The organism is Anaerobacillus alkaliphilus (genome assembly GCF_004116265.1).
Lineage (GTDB): Bacteria > Bacillota > Bacilli > Bacillales > Anaerobacillaceae > Anaerobacillus > Anaerobacillus alkaliphilus.
In genome coordinates this window covers 976,460-994,283 of sequence record NZ_QOUX01000046.1, presented here as the reverse complement: position 1 = coordinate 994,283, position 17,824 = coordinate 976,460, and the positions used below count along the sequence as shown (strand labels likewise).

Below are 17,824 nucleotides of genomic sequence, written 5' to 3'. Positions count from 1 at the left end.
AGATTGAGCCCTCTAGTTTAGAGGGTTCTTGTTGAAGGGACGAAAAAGTACAAATGGAAAAGCATGTTTTGTCTGAGGCAACATTTTGTCCTATGTCTTATACTTGGATTGTCCAAAAACAATTAAGTTGTTATGGCGAAACAGAGTATATGATTGAGATTAAGGAATTAGATGGTTGTGTTAGCTATGGAGCAACATATGGCGAAGCTAGGGCTGGTTTAGGGGAAGCAATTCAAATTTGGTTTAAACATAGGAATGAACAGAGAAGATTTCACAAAACAACGAAAATGAAAACACACTTCATTCAACTTGAACCGAAAATGACAAAAGAAGAATTTGAACAAATAAATAGAAGATTGCTAAAATTATTATTAAAATAGAGGCTAGGTAATGGAAAAACCTAGGACCTCTATTTTTTATTGAGTGGGTGATCTGCTTACAACTAAAAGGATCAATGGAATATCAGCGTATAATTTCTGGAAGCATTGGGTAGGATAGCTTGGCGTAGTGTATATAAAGCAAAGTACAATTTCAGAAACGATAGAATTTAACATGAAGTACGTCGACTTTCCCCGTCAATCTATCCTCATGAAAAGTTTATTCTATTGTCTTAAAGAAATGAACATGTTTTTAACGGATTTCATATAAATAATATAGGTCAATTAACTAATTTATCTAATCCTTACTAGCAAATGTATTAAGAAGAAATAAGTGAAAGGAGAGAATCCTGTGGCGAAACATGCATATATTGATGAACTGAGATTAATTACAATTCCATTTGCAGAAGTTGAAGAGGAACTCTCCAATTTTAAACTTATTAATATGCTTAGCCAAGAAGAAGTTCATATTACAAACTGGGAAAAGAAGCCAGAAAGATTACGCTATGAAATATATTTACAAGATGAGATTGAATTAGGTGTAGAATACAAGCTAATAGTCAATATGCACCTCGAATATGAAACCAAAATTGGTCAAGTTGTTCGAACAATACCTTTTGACGATCGTTTTTATTATGATGGTGAGCTAGGTGTTAGCACTAGTAGTGAAGGTACCACTTTTAAGCTATGGGCCCCAACGGCAACTAAGGTTGTCCTTGTTTTTTACAACTACGAAGAAGATGGGGAACAGATTTTTTCACCTAGTAGAAATAATAAAGGTGTGTGGGAACATACTACCCCTCAGAATTTAGATGGAACTATCTATATGTATCGTGTAAAAGTTGATGGAGTATGGAGAGAAGCGGTGGATCCTTATGCTAAGGCGGTAACGGTTAACGGGGAAAAAGGAGTTGTCGTTAACTTAACTTCTACAAATCCTAATGGTTGGCTCGAATTTAACAAGCCAGAGTTCTTGCATCCAACAGATGCACTGATCTACGAGTTGCATATAAGAGACTTTTCGAGCTGCGAAAGTAGTGGAATCACTTACAGAGGGAAATTTAAAGGTTTAATTGAAAAAGGAACAAAAGGACCCTGTGGCACCATTACTGGTTTCGATTACCTAATTGACTTGGGGGTTACTCATGTTCAATTACTACCAGTTCAAGATTTTGGCAGTGTAGATGAGACAAGACAGTTTGATAAATATAATTGGGGTTATGATACCATCCATTACAACGCGCTAGAAGGAAGTTACTCACTATATCCGAATTGTCCAAAAGCAAGAATAACTGAACTCAAAGAGGTCGTTCAACAGTTTCATCAGAACGGATTAAGGGTTGTATTAGATGTAATCTATAATCACGTTTATATTCATGAAGAATCAAACTTTGAAAAAATCGTACCGGGTTACTATTTCCGCTACAATTTAGATGGCAGTTTAGCAAATGGGACTGGTGTAGGAAATGATTTGGCCTCCGAACGCAAAATGGTTAGACGGTTTATTGTTGATTCAGTTACGTATTTAGCCAAAGAGTTTCATGTTGATGGATTTAGATTTGATTTAATGGGGATTCTTGATATTGAAACAATGAGAAAAATTAAACAAACCCTTGATGAAATTGATCCAACAATTTTAGTGATTGGAGAAGGATGGGATTTAGCTACTCCGTTAGCTAGTGAGGAAAAAGCTATTATAGCAAATTCTGATCATTTACCTGGAATAGGTCATTTTAATGATCAGTTCCGAGATAAATTAAAGGGAAGTATCTTTCATCAAGAAACAAAGGGTTTCTCTAACGGTAACGGTGGATTAAAAGAAGACTTTAAAATGCTAGTCAGCGGAAGTACAAAAGATTTTTATCATGTCCCTGGCCTTTTTAGTGACCCGTATAAATCTGTAAATTATGTCGAGTGTCATGATAATCACACACTTTGGGATAAACTAATTCTTGCAAATCCACATGATGATGAACAAACCAGAAAATTAATGCATCGTTTAGCTACAACTATTACAATCCTAAGTCAGGGTATTCCATTTCTTCATGCAGGTCAAGAATTTTTTCGGACAAAAAGAAATGTAGAAAATAGCTATAATTCCCCAGATGATATTAATAGGTTAGATTGGAAACGCAAAGCGCTTAATATCGACAATGTGGATTATATCAAAGGGCTAATTGCACTACGAAGTCAAAACTCTGTTTTTCGTTTTGTGAAAAGGGAAGATGTAAAAAAACATATGTATATTCTTGATACACCTTCTTATGTACTGGCTTATCTGTTAAAAAAGGAAGATGGCATCTTTGTTGTCGCTCATAATAGTGCAAAAGAAAGCAAAGAAGTAATCTTGCCTTCGAGTGGTAGATGGGAAGTTTTTGTTGAGGAAATTACAGCCTCTCCTACGCCATTTCGGTACTTTGAAGGAGCAAAGATTACGATACAATCACTAACTACAACAGTACTTTATCATCGTAAATAAGAGTTTTACTATATTGTAGGATATAGAAGCGAGGTTATAGGTCTCTAGTCTATATTCTACATTTTTTTTATATTATCTAAAAAAAATAGTAATACTTTTGGGAAAGATGTTTTTTTCATATGTTCTTTACAAAAAATGCGTTATACTAGTATCATAAGAGTTTAACGAAGTTTTTTTGTAACATTTTCAGAAATTGAGGGTGAAGTAGTTGGAACATTTATTAGGCGAAGGATGGCAGGTAGTACCTGCTGGAGGTGCAACAGGAGAAGCATACTATGCCCAGCACGGTGAAGATGAGCTGTTTTTAAAACGGAACTCCTCCCCTTTTCTAGCAGTATTATCGGCAGAAGGCATAGTTCCGAAACTACTTTGGACAAGACGTTTAGAAAATGGAGATGTTATTACTGCTCAAAGGTGGGTTAACGGTAGAGAATTAAAGTCCTTTGAAATGAAAGGCGAACTAGTAGCTCAACTGTTAAGTAAAATTCATCGTTCTAAGGAACTTCTTGATATGTTTAAACGAATTGGTAATGAACCCTTGACTCCAAATTTAATCGTAAATGAACTTACTGTCAGAGTTAGTGAGATGTCTTTGGAAAAACCAATCATCCATCATGCGATTTCTTATTTAAGAAATCAAATGGCAGAGGTACAACCAGAAGAATTTGTGGTTTGTCACTGTGACATTAACCACAATAATTGGGTTTTAAGTGGAGACGGTGACTTATTTCTTATAGACTGGGATGGGGCAATGGTGGCCGATCCTGCTTTGGATTTGGGTTTACTTTTATACTGGTACATTCCTCGTAATGAATGGGCAGGCTGGTTAAAAAGTTATGGAATTCTATTAAATGACGAATTATGCAAACGAATGCATTGGTATGTCATTTCACAAACAATATATGCAATTCTCTGGCATAAACAAAGAAGTACTGTTGCTGAGACGAATTACTGGATCTCTTATTTAAGTGATTTACTAGAAGTTGAAACTGTTATTGAACTATAAATCATATAAAAATAAAACGCTCATGTTGAGCGTTTTATTTTTTAGGAGATCTAATAAGTAAAGCCTAGCATAAGTCTCCAGTAAATACCGTACTATTTAGTAAAGGAAGTTTTTTTCAAGGAGTTAGCTGGATGAGAGCAATTTTTCGACTATGCCTATTAGTACTATTTTTCTTTTCTCAAGTAGACCAAGTCTTTGCACATAAGATGTTTATTGAACCCGTTAAAGAAGGGACAGTCAAGGTACAATACGAGGATGGTAGCTTTTCAAAACGAACAGTTGTGTATGTTTATGACGAAAAAGGAAATGAAATACAAAAAGGCGCACTAGATGATAAAGGATACTTTTATTTTGATCCATTACAGGCAAAGGTGCTAAATGCAAGTGATGGAATTGGCCATTATACGGAATGGCAGGTAGGAGAAACAATGAATGGGAAGAGTTTATACTCTCGTTGGGCCAGTGCAATTGTTGTTCTACTGTGTTGTTTAGTAATTGCGCTATTGTTTAGTAGCCGTAGTAAAAAAAAGAAACAGCATCACCTGGCTTAATGTCAAGTGTGCTGTTTTTTTGTTCACCATTTTATGACATATTTCCAGGGCAATATTTCCATGGACGCTAAAAATGTTGAAGCTTTATAATATTTCGTGTCTTATTGACAAAAATACTTACTTATTTGAAATTTTCAATAGATTCGATCCATTGATCTAATTGAGAAGTATTTTCGTTACAGTTTCCATTTGTACAATAACTAGAGATACTTGCCATGGTTTGTTTCATCGTTTGATCTAATTGTTCCTGGTTTTGTAGTGCTAATGCGAGGCGGGACATTTGACTAAATTCATCTTCAGTTCCAAAACCTGCTTGTTGTTGGTTTTTTAAAATGTCTGACAATAGGGTTAGTTGATCTTGATAATTCATTCTTACACATCCTTTTAAAACTATTCTGCATGTTAGGATGTGTATTGAGAGTTGCTTTTATCCATTAATAATACGTAACGAAGGTATTAGTAACTTTATCAGCAAGTGACTGTTTATTCTTAGATAGAGTTAAAAGAAACCCAGGGAAAAAGAGCCATTTTAGTGCTTCTCTTTTTAAAAATGTTGACTTTGATATTTCTTTTGCGCTTGTATCTAAAAACTTTATTCCTGCAATCATCATACCAATTGTTCGATGTGTTTTGAACGTTAGTGGTAAAATGAAAGCATACGCAAGAAGAGCGAGAACTTGGATCAAAATTGCTGTATAAAATAAGTGCGGTTCAAATTCAAGAATATAGGATCTAATATAAGCAAAATCATCATTAGGTGAATTCGATGTAATAATCATCCAAGATGTAGTGATAGTTCCGACAATAACCCATAAAAAAAACATTGTTAAAACATCGTAAATAAATCCTAATAATCTACTAAATGGGGTAGCTCGATAGTGAGTAGCAGTTAATTTTTCAATCCACTTTTGATTTAATGACATATATTCACCTCCAATCCACTTATTCTTACGTAAGAGATTGGAAAAAGTTTCAAATTTCCCAAAAAAAATCTTTAATGGCGAATAGCTAATGAAAATGGACTAAGTTCGTTAATTGACATTTTCCTCACATGTTGGAGATAATTCAATTTAGTAAAAATTTTGGTCAATGCTTTTTCGCGACCTTTTTGGGTTGAAATGTTCAATTTTTTAGTTAAATGTAATAAGTTTTCCGCCTCTCTGAGTAGCCGCGGATAATGCTTATGAAAGTGGTTTTTGTATTGCCTTAATAGTTCTTCATCTATATGTGCTAAATAGTATAACTTTGTCAATAGGAACAGAGCATGTTCATTTTCATATGGTGATACTGTTCGAAGAGAACTCCATTGCACTGCATTTTCGAAGATATCAGTTGCGACTAAATGTTCTCGTTCGGAAATTCGATACCCTTCTTTTTTTAAACGCTTTGAAATATGTATTTCTTCTAATGTTTGTTGCATGTCGTCAACAAATATTTTGATAGTATCTTCTACATCTTCTTTGTAAAGGAATCGAATAAACTGCTCTTTATCCATTAATAATACCTTTTCTAACTCCTGAGCAATGGCAATATCCAAAAGTTCACTAGTAAATTCCTCTAAGTCTGTTATCCCAATAATGATGATGGTTTTTTCTTTATCTACTAAAGTTGTTGTTACATCGCCATACTCTTTTGAAATCGGATGTAGTGCTCCAAAAATAATAAATAACTGCTCTTTTTTTAGGGCTTCAAGATATTTTGCATAGGTTTTTTCTGATACAAACACCTCATCTGTATCCCCTTGTGAAGAAGTGTAATAGGGGATAGTATAACTATATACGGGTTCGGGTTGGTTAATCATTACTTTTCACCTTCTAACTAAAAATTGATGGCTAAACTAGTCGGATACTAATGGAATTGAGCTTCCTACGTTAAGTTTTATTTTTATCATCTTAACCTATTGTATCGATTTTTAACGGATAGTTAAAGATTGTTGTAATTTATGATAAACTTACCCTTGGAACTAAAGAGAAGTGGGTGTGAAATATGATTTTTTCAAATATTATTATTGATGGTATCTATGCAGATACAAAATCATTATTACCAAATGTGTTGATGAAAAAGGAAGAGTTGTTAGAAGAAATAAAGATGTTTGAATACACAATGGCTCAAGTAAAAAAACATCCGTGGCAAGACATAACAATAAAAGAAGTAAGGCGTGATCAATCTAGCCCGTTATACCAAAAAATTCAATCCTCTTATGTAGGTAGTGATCCTGAAGAGGACTATAAAGAGGTGATTGTTTGGGAGATTGCTGAAATGCTTTATATAACAGCTGCTGTTGATCATGATCCTACAATTGCTTTGAAATGGGATGTAGTAGTTTTTAATTAAACAAAAGCTCTATATTTTCATTTTGCAGGATTTTTATAAAAGGCTCTTTTCGTATACATTGTGGCTTTTCTATCCTAAAATTATCGGAAAAATACCCTAGATGAAGATATCAGCCAATAAATTATGTAAGAAAAGAGCATTACTTACTAAATTAGTGGTGAATTCTTAGTAATTTGTGTAAAAATCCGGCTTTTGGGATTTTTACAAAAGCAACAAATTTTGCGAAAACAGCCTTATAAAATGAGATTGAATTTACTTTTTTAAGTGAGGATGAAAAGACATGAGATTAAGAAATAAACCAGGTGCAACAGATGAGTTGTTGCAGCACCCTACAATTGTTATTCAACATGCAGATACAATGAAGGGAAAATGGCATGACGAAGTCTTTGGTAATCGCAATCCTATTCATATAGAAGTAGGTACTGGTAAAGGACAATTTTTGACCGGTATGTCTCAACTTCATAAAGATATTAACTACGTTGGTGTTGAGAAATATGATAGTGTCATTATTACAGCTCTAGAACGTATTCAAGAAGTTGGAGTACCAAATTTTAAGCTTTTAAATGAAGATGTTACGAATATCACCAGCTACTTTGCCGAGGACGAAGTTGACCGAGTGTATATTAACTTTACTGATCCTTGGCCAAAAAATCGCCATGAAAAGCGACGTTTAACTCACGAGGGTTTTTTACGCATGTACGAGCAGATTATGAAGAAAAATGGCGAAATTCATTTTAAGACTGATAACCAAGCACTCTTTGAATACTCGCTACACAGTTTTTCAAAATACGGTATGATTTTAAACAATGTTAGTTTAGATCTTCATAATAGTGATATAGAAGGAAATGTCATGACAGAGTATGAAGAAAAGTTTTCAAGAAAAGGAATGAGAATTTATCGATGTGAAGCGCAATTCAGGTAACGGTACTTGAATTAAAGGGGGAATAATTTGTGGAACAATTAAAAGTAGGCGAAGTAACTTTTACGTGGTTAAATGGTGGTGTTACTCATATGGATGGAGGGGCTATGTTTGGGGTTGTACCTAAACCTTTGTGGTCTAAAAAATATCCTCATAATGAGTTAAATCAAATTGAATTACGAACTGACCCAATTCTAATACAGTTTGCTGGAAAAAACATCTTAATTGAAACGGGCATTGGAAATGGGAAGTTTTCAGATAAACAAAAACGGAATTACGGAATTACAGAAGAATCGTTTATTCAAGAGAATCTAGTAGAGTTAGGTCTATCAACAAAGGACATTGATTATGTCTTAATGACACATATGCATTTTGACCATGCTAGCGGGATCGCAAAATGGAAAGGTGAAGAACTAGTCCCTACTTTTGAAAATGCCACAATTTATACAAGTGAAGTGGAATGGAATGAATGCAAAAACCCAAATATTCGTTCACGGAATACCTATTGGGAACAAAACTGGAAGCCAATTGAGCAACAGATATTGACTTTTACAGAACAAATAGAAATACTTCCAGGTATCCGTATGCATCATACAGGCGGTCACAGTGATGGGCACAGTATTGTTACAATTGAGAGTAATGGTGAGTTATTTATTCATATGGCGGATTTAATGCCTACTCACGCTCATCAAAACCCGCTTTGGGTATTAGCTTATGATGATTATCCAATTTCTTCAATTGCAGCTAAGGAAAAATGGGCAAAAGTTGGACTAGATAGAGAGGCTTGGTATATTTTTTATCATGATGCTAAATATCGCGCCTTAAAATGGAATAAGAATTTAGAAGTAGTACAAGAAGTCTTGCGAGAAATAAAATAGCATATACAGTTGTAAGAGTTGATATCTGGACATATCAGCTCTTTTTTTCTGTTTAGCTAGATATGGTTACGCTTTCATTCACTATCTCGAGCAGATACATATGACTTTCCTTCGACCGGTTGTATATGATTGAGTGCCATGTTAGCATAAAAAGGCATGGAAAAAGATAGGAGGCAATTTGATGTTTACAAATGAAACGATCACTTTTATAGGGGCAGGATCAATGGCTGAGGCAATGATTGCAGGCCTACTAAAAAATGAAATTGTAGCTCCACAGCAAATTATCGTGACAAATAAAACAAATGTTGAACGTAGAAGCGAATTGAAGGAAACATACGGAATTAACGAAACAAATAACCTTGAATTTGCAATAAAAGAAGCAACAATTGTTATATTGGCTATTAAGCCAAAGGATATAACAACTATTACGAATAAATTACGAGGGGTAATAACAGAAAAACATGTTATTATGTCCGTTTTAGCTGGTATAACCTCTTCCTTTATAGAAGAAGAACTAATGGCAGCTATACCAGTTATACGTGTCATGCCAAACACCTCAAGTATGATTGGCGAATCTGCTACTGCTATCGCTGGAGGGAAGTATACCTCGATGCCTCAGATGCTAATGGCAAAAGACTTACTAACAGCTATTGGTCAAGTGTTTGTTATTGAAGAAGAACAAATGGATGTTTTTACAGGTGTTGCTGGTAGTGGCCCTGCCTATTTTTATAAACTTATCGAGCATCTCCAAAAAGCTGCTTGTGATGGCGGTCTAAAGCCCCCATTGGCTAAAGAAATAGCTGTCCAAACGATAGTAGGTGCTGCGAAAATGCTAGAGGAAACGAGCACAGAACCCGCAACGTTACGTAAAAATATTACTTCACCAAATGGAACGACTGAAGCTGGCTTAAAGGCATTGGAAGCAGCAGGTGGATGCACAGCAATTGAAGCAGCAGTTAAAGGAGCGGCTAGTCGTTCAAAAGAATTACGTACGGAGTATGAAGCAGTAATATCAAAATAAAAAATTGGAGAATATAGATTAATAGCCCTTTCCACTACTTTGGATGGGGCTATTGTTTTTTGATAGGATACTTAATAATTCATTATGTCTGCCATATGAAGCAGTTCCATAAATTTTTAGTGGAAAATTGTAGAATTTATTATATGATGAATTTAGCTAGTCATAGAGTAATTGAGAGGTGCACATTGAGTGAACAGTATAGAAACACTTTTATTAAATATCCTCTTTATCATTATATTTCTATTGTTTGTACCGTTATTTTTAGAAAGATACTCGAAATCATTTTCATTTACACAGAAGAAATGGGTATTAACAATTTCAGCTAGTATAGCAATTGTTAGCTGTATGTCTTTTCCTGTTCATATTCTTGATGGTTTTATTTTTGATTTAAGATGGATCCCTGTGATTGTGGTCGGTTTATATGGAGGACTACCAGCAAGTGTATTCTTAGTTTCAATTACGATCGTTTACCGGTTCTTTCTTGGTGGTGGAGGAATTTATTCTACAATTATTATTGGTGTAATCGTATTGTTTTACTTGTTTTTAGTAACCAAGCCGTTTGTAAAATCTTCATTAAAGAAGAAATTGATGATTGGAAGTTGCTTTTCATTTTCTGTAGGAGTTTTCGTTTTAATAGTGCTCAATATAATAGCTGGTATTTCAATAAATTTCTCACTTATTTTACTCTATTTATTTTTAACTCCATTTACCTCGTGTTTAATTATTTATATCCTAGAAGTAATTAAAGAAACGATTTTTTTTAACAGTAAATTAATTAAGGCTGAGAAGATGGAAATTGTAAGTCATCTAGCCTCGTCAATATCCCATGAAATTCGCAATCCTTTAGCCGTAGTAAGAGGTTTTCTACAAATGATGGAGCAAATGGATTTGTCAGCACAAAAAAATAAAGAGTTTCTCGATATTTCGATTGCTGAAATTGATCGAGCAAATGATATTATTCGAAACTATCTAACTTTTGCTAAACCGTCACCTGAAAATATTGAAATAATAGATATTAAACAGGAACTAGAGCGAGCTTTAAACATTATTACCCCATTAGCAAATATGAATTGCGTAGAAATAGATGCTAATTTAGAACAGTCTTATTACATAATAGGGGAAGCGCAATTACTTCAACAATGTTTGCTAAATATTGTAAAGAACTGTCTTGAAGCAATGCCCGAGGGGGGGCAACTTCAGATTAGTACGTCAAAACTTAGCCAAGAAATTATGATTACCATTACAGACAACGGGCAAGGAATGACAAAGGATCAACTCTCTCGTTTAGGAGAGCCTTATTTCACTACAAAAGGGAGAGAAGGAACTGGTCTTGGCATGATGACAGCTATCCAAATAATTAAAATGATGGATGGGCGTTTGAATGTGAAGAGTACAGTAAATAAAGGGACAACCTTTCAGATTACCTTACCCCTACAAGAAGTAGCATTAAATGAAGTTGCTGCAACAAATAATTAACAGAAAAGCCCCCATAATGAACTGCACCCCAATTGTTAGACACAACTAACGATTGGGGTGCAGTTTTATTTATGACTAAATTTACAAGTGATACGAAATTAATGATCATTGAAGGCTATAACTCGAAAATAACTTCTCAAAAAGAATATGCAAAGCAGCTAGGTGTTACAAGAGCACAATTCCAATATTGGTTGAAGTTATATGAATTACATGGAGAAGAAGGACTTAAAAACACCTATACAAACTGTTCTGTTGGATTTAAACTAGATGTACTAAACTACATGGTTCAAACTGGTGCGTCATTAATGGATACCGCAGCCCTTTTTAAACTCTCTAGTTATACAATGGTGTATGATTGGCAGAAAAAGATGGAGGTTGGTGGTGTAGAAGCCCTTGAACCGAAACAAAAGGGACGTCTATCCATGAAAAATAAATCTACTAACCAACCAAAAGAGGCACCAGCCAAAGGATCAGTCGAGGCATATGAAGCGCGTATAAGACAATTAGAAATGGAAAATGAGTATTTAAAAAAGTTGAATGCCTTAGTTCAAAAAAAATCACCAAACAAGACAAAGCACAAGTAGTCTATGAATTAAGGCATAAATACCCGGTGAAGGCACTCGTGAAGCTCGCTGATATTCCACGTAGTACATACTATGATTTAGTGAAGAGAATGAAACGTCCAGATTCAGACAGTGATTTAAAAGCTGAAATTAAGGCCATTTATGAAGAACATGAAGGTCGTTACGGTTACCGTCGTATTCGTGATGAGCTAACAATTCGTGGGCAAAAAGTGAATCACAAAAAGGTTCAACGTATCATGAAAGAGCTTGGTCTAAAATGTCTGGTACGCATGAAAAAATATAAATCTTACAAAGGTACTGTAGGAAAAATCGCGCCGAATCATTTAGATCGCCAATTTACAGCGGATGCCCCAAATCAGAAGTGGGTAACGGATATTACAGAGTTTAAATTATTTGGTGAGAAACTCTATTTATCACCTGTATTAGATTTATTTAATGGAGAAATTATTACGTATACAATCGGCTCAAGACCAACATATTCACTTGTTTCAAAGATGTTAGAGAAAGCTCTAGAGAGGTTACCAGAAGAGCATGAACTACTAATGCATTCAGACCAAGGTTGGCATTATCAGATGAAACAGTATTGTCATGCCCTCCAAGAAAGAGGAATCATTCAAAGTATGTCTCGTAAAGGAAACTGTTACGATAATTCGGTGATGGAAAATTTCTTTGGGATTATGAAATCAGAATTCCTTTATTATAAGGAATTTGAAAGTATAGAGCATTTTATGCAAGAACTGGAAAAGTATATGAAATACTATAATACGAAACGGATGAAGGCAAAATTAAAAATGAGTCCGGTACAATACCGAACTCATTTTGAGCAAGCTGCCTGACAAAATAACCGTGTCTAACTTTTAGGGGTCACTTCATAATCGGGGGCTTTATTTCTTACTATTATTCTACCTTTATCTTATCAATTTCATAAATTGAGATAAAATCAATTTCCTTATCGGAATACCCTGGTTGATTGTTCGTTGACATTGGGATATAGAATGCATTAGAGTCCTCATCCCAGTGAGCTAAGACTTGGATAACTGCTGGCGTTTCAACCTTTTCCATTATACGTATGCTTCTTAACAGTTGATTTCCTTCAAGCGTTGCAATATAGACATTGTTTAAGTGCTCATCGTTTTCATAAACAATCGTATCAAATAGCAACTTAGTACCATCAGGAGATACACTGTAAGAAGGCGTCCAAGTACCTTCAGAATCCCTACCACCAGAAACCACTTTATTTACTTCTTCGTTAGCGATATCGTATAGGAATATTCCAGGTTCATTATTATAAACCCCGTTAAAAATGAGTATATCTTCGTTTAATAACTCGAACTGCCAAATGCTATCTTGCTCATGTGGAAAACTAAGGACCAAATCTTTTTTACTATCTAGCGACAATCGATAGATAGCATTACCTTCCTTTTGATTGTAAAAGGAAAAGTAAAGAGCCCCATCATACATTTTTGGCGAACCGAACGAACTATTTTCCAGATTAAATAATTCCTTGTAATTTAGAGTTGTTTTTTCTTGTGTCTCAGTATCTACAAAAACATAATGAGAAGTGTTGAAATCATAATAAGTAATGTATTTTCCACTGGGATCGGCAAAAGTAATATCTCCTACAGCGTTAGTACTAGTTGCTATTCTTACAGATTCTTCCGTCTTGAAATTGTAAACAATTGCCTCGTTATTCATAACACTTAATACTTTCGTTCCATCTTTGGAAAGTTGCTTTGCCTGTAAATCTGTTATTTTACTCGTTTTTTCATTGCTAAGGTTGGATTGGTATAACCAATTTTCTTTTGTAATTAGTAGCTCATCTTTGGTGATTTTTAGTAACTCACCGTATGTTACCTTTTCCCTTAATGCAACCTGCACAGCTTGAGAGACTGCAACTTCTGCATCTGCCATCGTACTCTGTGAAGCAACGTTGTCGTAAACTATGACTGTTTTCCCTTCACTGTTTACTCTGTCCATTAGCTGACACCCTGACAATGTTGATAGTGCAATTGTTATTCCTAAAATACCTGTTACTATCTTCATACTCATACCTCCTAAATTTGATTTACAACTTGAGTTTAACCAATTCATATTGCCAAGTTATTCGTAGATATTGCCAAGTTGTTGCCAAATCGGAAGTTTGACAGAAAAAGTGACTAGATTATTTTCTCCTTGAACTGTGATTGTTCCAGAGTGATTTTCGACAATCTGTTTGCAGATAAAAAGTCCAAGTCCGCTGCTGCCTTTTTCGACTCTATTCGTTTTACTGCCCTGATAAAATGGTTCAAACACTTTTTCTAAGACTTGCTTAGAGAGATACTGGCAGTGATTTGTGATGTGTAACACAATTTCTTCAGAATTTCCTATGCCGACTATGTGAATGACAGAGTGTTTATCTCCATACTTGATCGCATTATCTAACAAATTAAGGAGCAACTCACGTAATTTATTTTCCCTTCCAGCTACTAGTAGATGTGTCTCTACGTTAGAAGTGATTTTCATTTCATATTTTGTAGCCTTTACCTGCAGATCCTCAACCGATTGTTTAATAATGTGGGTTAAATCTACTTTTTTTATCTCTTGGTGATCACGCTTTGATAGTTCAATCACTTCAATAACCATTTGATGTAGGCGATCACTCTCCGTTTTAATTCTTCCTGCGGCTTTAGCTAGAAACTGTGGGTCATTAAAGTCTTTATCGGATAGGATCTGAGCATAGCCAGAAATCGTTGTCAGTGGTGTTTTTAATTCATGAGTAACATTATTAAAGAATTCACGCCGACTTTTCTCTAATTGAATAACCTTTAACTTTTCAGTCTCAATCGTTGTGATATTCTCTTTAATTTGTGTCTTCATTTCGTGGAAGCAATTTGTTAGTTCCTCAATTTCGTCGCCTGTTTCTACCACAAGCTTTGTTTCATAATTCCCATTAGCTACGTCTGTAAATGCCTTTTGCACATCGGAAAGCGGTCGAACGATTTTATTAGAGAGTATGTATGAAAAAACAAAGATCGCTATAAATAAAAATAATGTGAATACGGTCAAGCTTGTTAACACTCTCTGGTTGGCTTCAAAAAGGGCTGAATAGTCTTTAGACAGCCGGATAATTCCAAGCGACTTACCATTAATAAAGACTGGAAAAGAAAAGTTTACCCAAGTTCGTTTGTCGATGAGATTAATTGTAAAAGCAGCTTTGTTTTGCAACGCGAGATTTACGTCCTCATTGGAACTATTCTCGATAATTTTACTCGGGTTGGTATTAGTAATGATGTACTCATTTCGATCGCCAACGGCTTCGTACAAAAATAAGCCTTCTTCGTTATAGAGGGAGATGTTGCCTATTAGATTAGAACTTAATTCTTGTACTAACCGCTCACCATCTTTCTGAAAAACACTATTTTCTGTTAGATTTTTTAAAAGTAAATACTGTTTTACATATTCTCTTGAATACTTCTGAAAGCTTACCATGTCATTCTTTATAATCGTCTCACTATTTTTGTAGAGCATGTTACTAATGACCGCATTTAATAGAAGTAAGGCAATAGTAAAGATCAATAGAAATCCATATAAAAATTTTTTTCGGATGGATAATTTCAGCTTCATCGTTTTTCGCCTTTCATTTTATACCCTATTCCGAATACAGTTTCAATAATAGAAGGGTGCGAGTCAATGTCTAATTTTTTACGCAAACGTTGAACATGAACGTCGACTGTTCTAAGATCACCTTCGTAGTCCATGTCCCAAACATAATCTAGTATTTCTTGCCTCGAAAACACGCGGTTTTTATGTTCAGCAAGTAAAAGAAGAAGCTCGTACTCTTTTGGCTTTATTTTTACTTCTTGATCTGCCTTTAACACAGTTCTTGACTTTGGTTCAACCTTAATGAACTGGTTAATTGTTAGATAGTGTTCTTTTGATACTAACCCTTCAGTTCGGCGGAGAGCAACTTTCACTCTAGTAAGAAGTTCTCGAATATCGAAAGGTTTTGTCATATAATCATCTGCCCCAAGCTCAAGTCCTAAAATTTTATCAACAATATCATTTCTAGCAGTCAGCATAATAATCGGAATATGTTGGTGTTGTTGAACAACGGCTTTACAGATATCAAAACCGCTCATATCCGGAAGCATCACATCTAGTATTAGCAAGTCCGGTTGTGAGTTTTCAATTAAAGCAAATGCTTCTTTACCAGAGAAAGCACACTGCACAAAATACCCTTCTTTTCGTAACGAATAGCTAATGATATCTGAAATAGACTCTTCATCTTCAATAACAACAATTTTCTTTGTAATCATACGTTCTCCCCTGAAATTCAGTTTATATATCTATTGTACTACCAAGTTGTTGCCAAGTTATGAACGAATTGTAAAAACATGAAAAAGGTTATTGTTCAAACGAACAACAACCCTCAATCTATTAGTAGGATTTTCCATCAATTAGTATTTGTGATGCGTTCATATAGATAGGGCGCATAGCTTCGTAGTATGGTTGTAATCCTAGATGAATTTGGTCCCAAATCGTCACTGAAGACTCCCAATCACCCTTTTTATCAAACTCTACTACTTGCTCATATAATGGTTTAATGGCTAGCTTATCTTCTTCGGTTAAGGTAAATTCTTGAAAACTTAAAAACTCCTCAAAACTAGGTGCTTGAAAGTTTGCTAAGTAATATGGTTTTAGGACTTCATGAAAATTAACCCACTTTTCACTTGCTAGTTCCCATTCACCATTTGCTTCGGCTGAATTTGCTTCATTGTAAAATGTCTCTAAGCGTAAAAGGTCCTGTGACTCAATTTCAAACTCGATTCCTTGCATATATTCTAGAAAACTAGGTGTAGTATAAGTTGTATCTCCGTAGTACTTATTTAAAATGTTGTGGAACTCGACCATTTTTTCATCCGACAAAGCTACCTGGCCACTTTTTCGAAGAGAAACATGCTCATTATAAATAGCCTCAAGTCTCGTTAAATCGTTTTCATCTACCTTTAATCCATAGTGGCTAAAGTAGTCAACGAAAGTTTCTGGAACCCAGGCAGCAATATAATAAGGCTCAAGAATTTGATGAATACTTTCCCAGACATACATGGACTCATCCCATTTTTTTTGCTTGTCAAGCTCTATAGTTAGATTATATAAAGTTTCGACTTTTTTGAAATCGTCATTTGTTAATTCCTCAGGCAAATGAATTTTATAATAAGAAAAATCTTGTAGGTCCTCAAAAGAGATAAACGTTCCTTCAATCGTAATTGATGAACCTTCTTTAATATTCATTGCCTCAATTTCTTGTTTTGTATAATGGCTTAAAATAACATGATATCGTTTTCCATTCGTATCTAAGAGTTGCAATTCTTTTCCATAAATAAATTCAACAGTGCCAGTTACCTTCTCCTCTACTTGAATGAGATACTCAGGTTTAGTTTCATTTGGATTAGTTAGAGTTGTTGCATACGTAGAAGTGAAAGAAGTAAAACCGATTGTGAAAACAGACGCAACGATCATTACTTGTTTTACGATTTGTTTTTTCATAGTACATGCTCCCTTTTGAGTGATGATATAAAAAGTTAATTTCAAAGAGTTAGTCGCTTCGGCATGAGATTTGTTACAAGGCAAGAAAAATATTTTTTAATAGAAAATACCTAATGTAATTTACTGTACATATTTTGGAAAATGTTGATATGATTGAACTAACTAAAGGAGGCGATTTTATGACAGTTGAGAGCTATCATCGAGCATTCGGAGTGTATGGAATATGCCTTCAAAATCGAAAGCTGTTGGTGATTAAAAAGAACATTGGACCATATATTAACCGTTATGACCTACCTGGTGGCAAATTAGAGGATGGAGAGAGTTTACTTGAAGGAATGCACCGTGAGTTCTTTGAGGAAACTGGATTTTATGTTAAGGTGAAAAAAAATCTAGGTGTTGCAGACTTTATTTTACCTTGGAAATGGCGAAAGATTACCCACGTTCACCATATCGCTGTTTTTTATTTAGTCCAATTAACCCGTGGTGGATTTAATGACCCTGAACAATTTGAGGGACAAGATTCAAATGGAGCCCTCTGGTTTCCGATTGATGAGATAACAGCTGAGAATGCTTCACCGTTAGTACTAAAAGCAATTGAATGGTTTGAAACTAGAAAATTAGGTATGGATGTCCATCGCTTTGAGCAGTGGGAAGTAAAGAGTAAAGGGTGAAA

The 17,824-nt window shown here is 34.8% G+C and carries 18 protein-coding genes; 11 read left to right on the top strand and 7 right to left on the bottom strand.

What is annotated here, in order from left to right:
* The first annotated feature begins 53 nt into the window (after positions 1–53).
* The 4 genes from DS745_RS20040 to DS745_RS20025 all read left to right on the top strand — a co-directional run bounded on the left by DS745_RS20040 (position 54) and on the right by DS745_RS20025 (position 4,413).
* On the top strand, positions 54–380 hold the full coding sequence (locus DS745_RS20040) for a type II toxin-antitoxin system HicB family antitoxin (RefSeq protein ID WP_129079982.1): 327 nt from the start codon (positions 54–56) through the stop codon (positions 378–380).
* Positions 381–729: 349 nt separating this feature from the next.
* On the top strand, positions 730–2,856 hold the full coding sequence (pulA, locus tag DS745_RS20035) for a type I pullulanase (RefSeq protein ID WP_129079981.1): 2,127 nt from the start codon (positions 730–732) through the stop codon (positions 2,854–2,856).
* 208 nt (positions 2,857–3,064) lie between these two features.
* Positions 3,065–3,862 (top strand): phosphotransferase family protein, encoded by a 798-nt coding sequence (locus tag DS745_RS20030; RefSeq protein WP_129079980.1) that lies wholly within the window; start codon positions 3,065–3,067, stop codon positions 3,860–3,862.
* 131 nt (positions 3,863–3,993) lie between these two features.
* Positions 3,994–4,413: a hypothetical protein gene (locus DS745_RS20025; RefSeq protein WP_129079979.1), complete on the top strand. Its 420-nt coding sequence runs from the start codon at positions 3,994–3,996 to the stop codon at positions 4,411–4,413.
* A gap of 121 nt (positions 4,414–4,534) precedes the next feature.
* On the opposite strand, the gene DS745_RS20020 is transcribed toward DS745_RS20025, so the two are convergent.
* The 3 genes from DS745_RS20020 to DS745_RS20010 form a co-directional block, all read right to left on the bottom strand.
* On the bottom strand, positions 4,535–4,783 hold the full coding sequence (locus DS745_RS20020; protein WP_129079978.1) for a YtzH-like family protein: 249 nt from the start codon (positions 4,781–4,783) through the stop codon (positions 4,535–4,537).
* Positions 4,784–4,847: 64 nt separating this feature from the next.
* Positions 4,848–5,336, bottom strand: a complete 489-nt coding sequence (locus DS745_RS20015; RefSeq protein ID WP_129079977.1) for an RDD family protein — start codon at positions 5,334–5,336, stop codon at positions 4,848–4,850.
* Positions 5,337–5,407: 71 nt separating this feature from the next.
* On the bottom strand, positions 5,408–6,214 hold the full coding sequence (locus DS745_RS20010; RefSeq protein WP_129079976.1) for a hypothetical protein: 807 nt from the start codon (positions 6,212–6,214) through the stop codon (positions 5,408–5,410).
* Positions 6,215–6,399: 185 nt separating this feature from the next.
* Here DS745_RS20010 and DS745_RS20005 point away from each other — a divergent pair, with 185 nt between their 5' ends.
* The 6 genes from DS745_RS20005 to DS745_RS19980 all read left to right on the top strand — a co-directional run bounded on the left by DS745_RS20005 (position 6,400) and on the right by DS745_RS19980 (position 12,461).
* Complete coding sequence (locus DS745_RS20005; protein ID WP_129079975.1) at positions 6,400–6,747, top strand: hypothetical protein; 348 nt, start codon at positions 6,400–6,402, stop codon at positions 6,745–6,747.
* Between the two features lie 280 nt (positions 6,748–7,027).
* Positions 7,028–7,669, top strand: coding sequence for a tRNA (guanosine(46)-N7)-methyltransferase TrmB (gene trmB, locus DS745_RS20000; RefSeq protein WP_129079974.1), 642 nt, complete (start codon positions 7,028–7,030; stop codon positions 7,667–7,669).
* 29 nt (positions 7,670–7,698) lie between these two features.
* The gene (locus DS745_RS19995; protein ID WP_129079973.1) at positions 7,699–8,544 is read left to right on the top strand and encodes a YtnP family quorum-quenching lactonase; all 846 of its coding nucleotides are present in this window, start codon (positions 7,699–7,701) and stop codon (positions 8,542–8,544) included.
* 181 nt (positions 8,545–8,725) lie between these two features.
* The gene (proC, locus tag DS745_RS19990; protein ID WP_129079972.1) at positions 8,726–9,565 is read left to right on the top strand and encodes a pyrroline-5-carboxylate reductase; all 840 of its coding nucleotides are present in this window, start codon (positions 8,726–8,728) and stop codon (positions 9,563–9,565) included.
* A 189-nt stretch (positions 9,566–9,754) separates the two neighbouring features.
* The gene (locus DS745_RS19985; RefSeq protein WP_129079971.1) at positions 9,755–11,041 is read left to right on the top strand and encodes an ATP-binding protein; all 1,287 of its coding nucleotides are present in this window, start codon (positions 9,755–9,757) and stop codon (positions 11,039–11,041) included.
* Between the two features lie 71 nt (positions 11,042–11,112).
* Positions 11,113–12,461, top strand: a protein-coding gene (locus DS745_RS19980) for an IS3 family transposase (RefSeq protein ID WP_129078797.1) whose coding sequence is annotated in 2 segments (ribosomal slippage) — positions 11,113–11,566 and positions 11,566–12,461 — 1,350 coding nt in all. Because the reading frame shifts where the segments join, the coding sequence is not laid out codon by codon here.
* A gap of 61 nt (positions 12,462–12,522) precedes the next feature.
* Here DS745_RS19980 and DS745_RS19975 read toward each other — a convergent pair.
* The 4 genes from DS745_RS19975 to DS745_RS19960 form a co-directional block, all read right to left on the bottom strand.
* Positions 12,523–13,668 (bottom strand): TolB-like translocation protein, encoded by a 1,146-nt coding sequence (locus DS745_RS19975; RefSeq protein ID WP_129079970.1) that lies wholly within the window; start codon positions 13,666–13,668, stop codon positions 12,523–12,525.
* 57 nt (positions 13,669–13,725) lie between these two features.
* Positions 13,726–15,228 (bottom strand): HAMP domain-containing sensor histidine kinase, encoded by a 1,503-nt coding sequence (locus tag DS745_RS19970; protein WP_129079969.1) that lies wholly within the window; start codon positions 15,226–15,228, stop codon positions 13,726–13,728.
* The gene (locus DS745_RS19965) at positions 15,225–15,920 is read right to left on the bottom strand and encodes a response regulator transcription factor (RefSeq protein ID WP_206662940.1); all 696 of its coding nucleotides are present in this window, start codon (positions 15,918–15,920) and stop codon (positions 15,225–15,227) included. Before DS745_RS19965 ends, DS745_RS19970 begins: the two co-directional genes overlap by 4 nt.
* A 121-nt stretch (positions 15,921–16,041) precedes the next feature.
* Positions 16,042–17,151, bottom strand: coding sequence for a hypothetical protein (locus DS745_RS19960; RefSeq protein WP_129079968.1), 1,110 nt, complete (start codon positions 17,149–17,151; stop codon positions 16,042–16,044).
* A 179-nt stretch (positions 17,152–17,330) separates the two neighbouring features.
* Here DS745_RS19960 and DS745_RS19955 point away from each other — a divergent pair, with 179 nt between their 5' ends.
* Positions 17,331–17,822 (top strand): NUDIX hydrolase, encoded by a 492-nt coding sequence (locus DS745_RS19955; RefSeq protein WP_129079967.1) that lies wholly within the window; start codon positions 17,331–17,333, stop codon positions 17,820–17,822.
* Positions 17,823–17,824 lie beyond the last annotated feature (2 nt).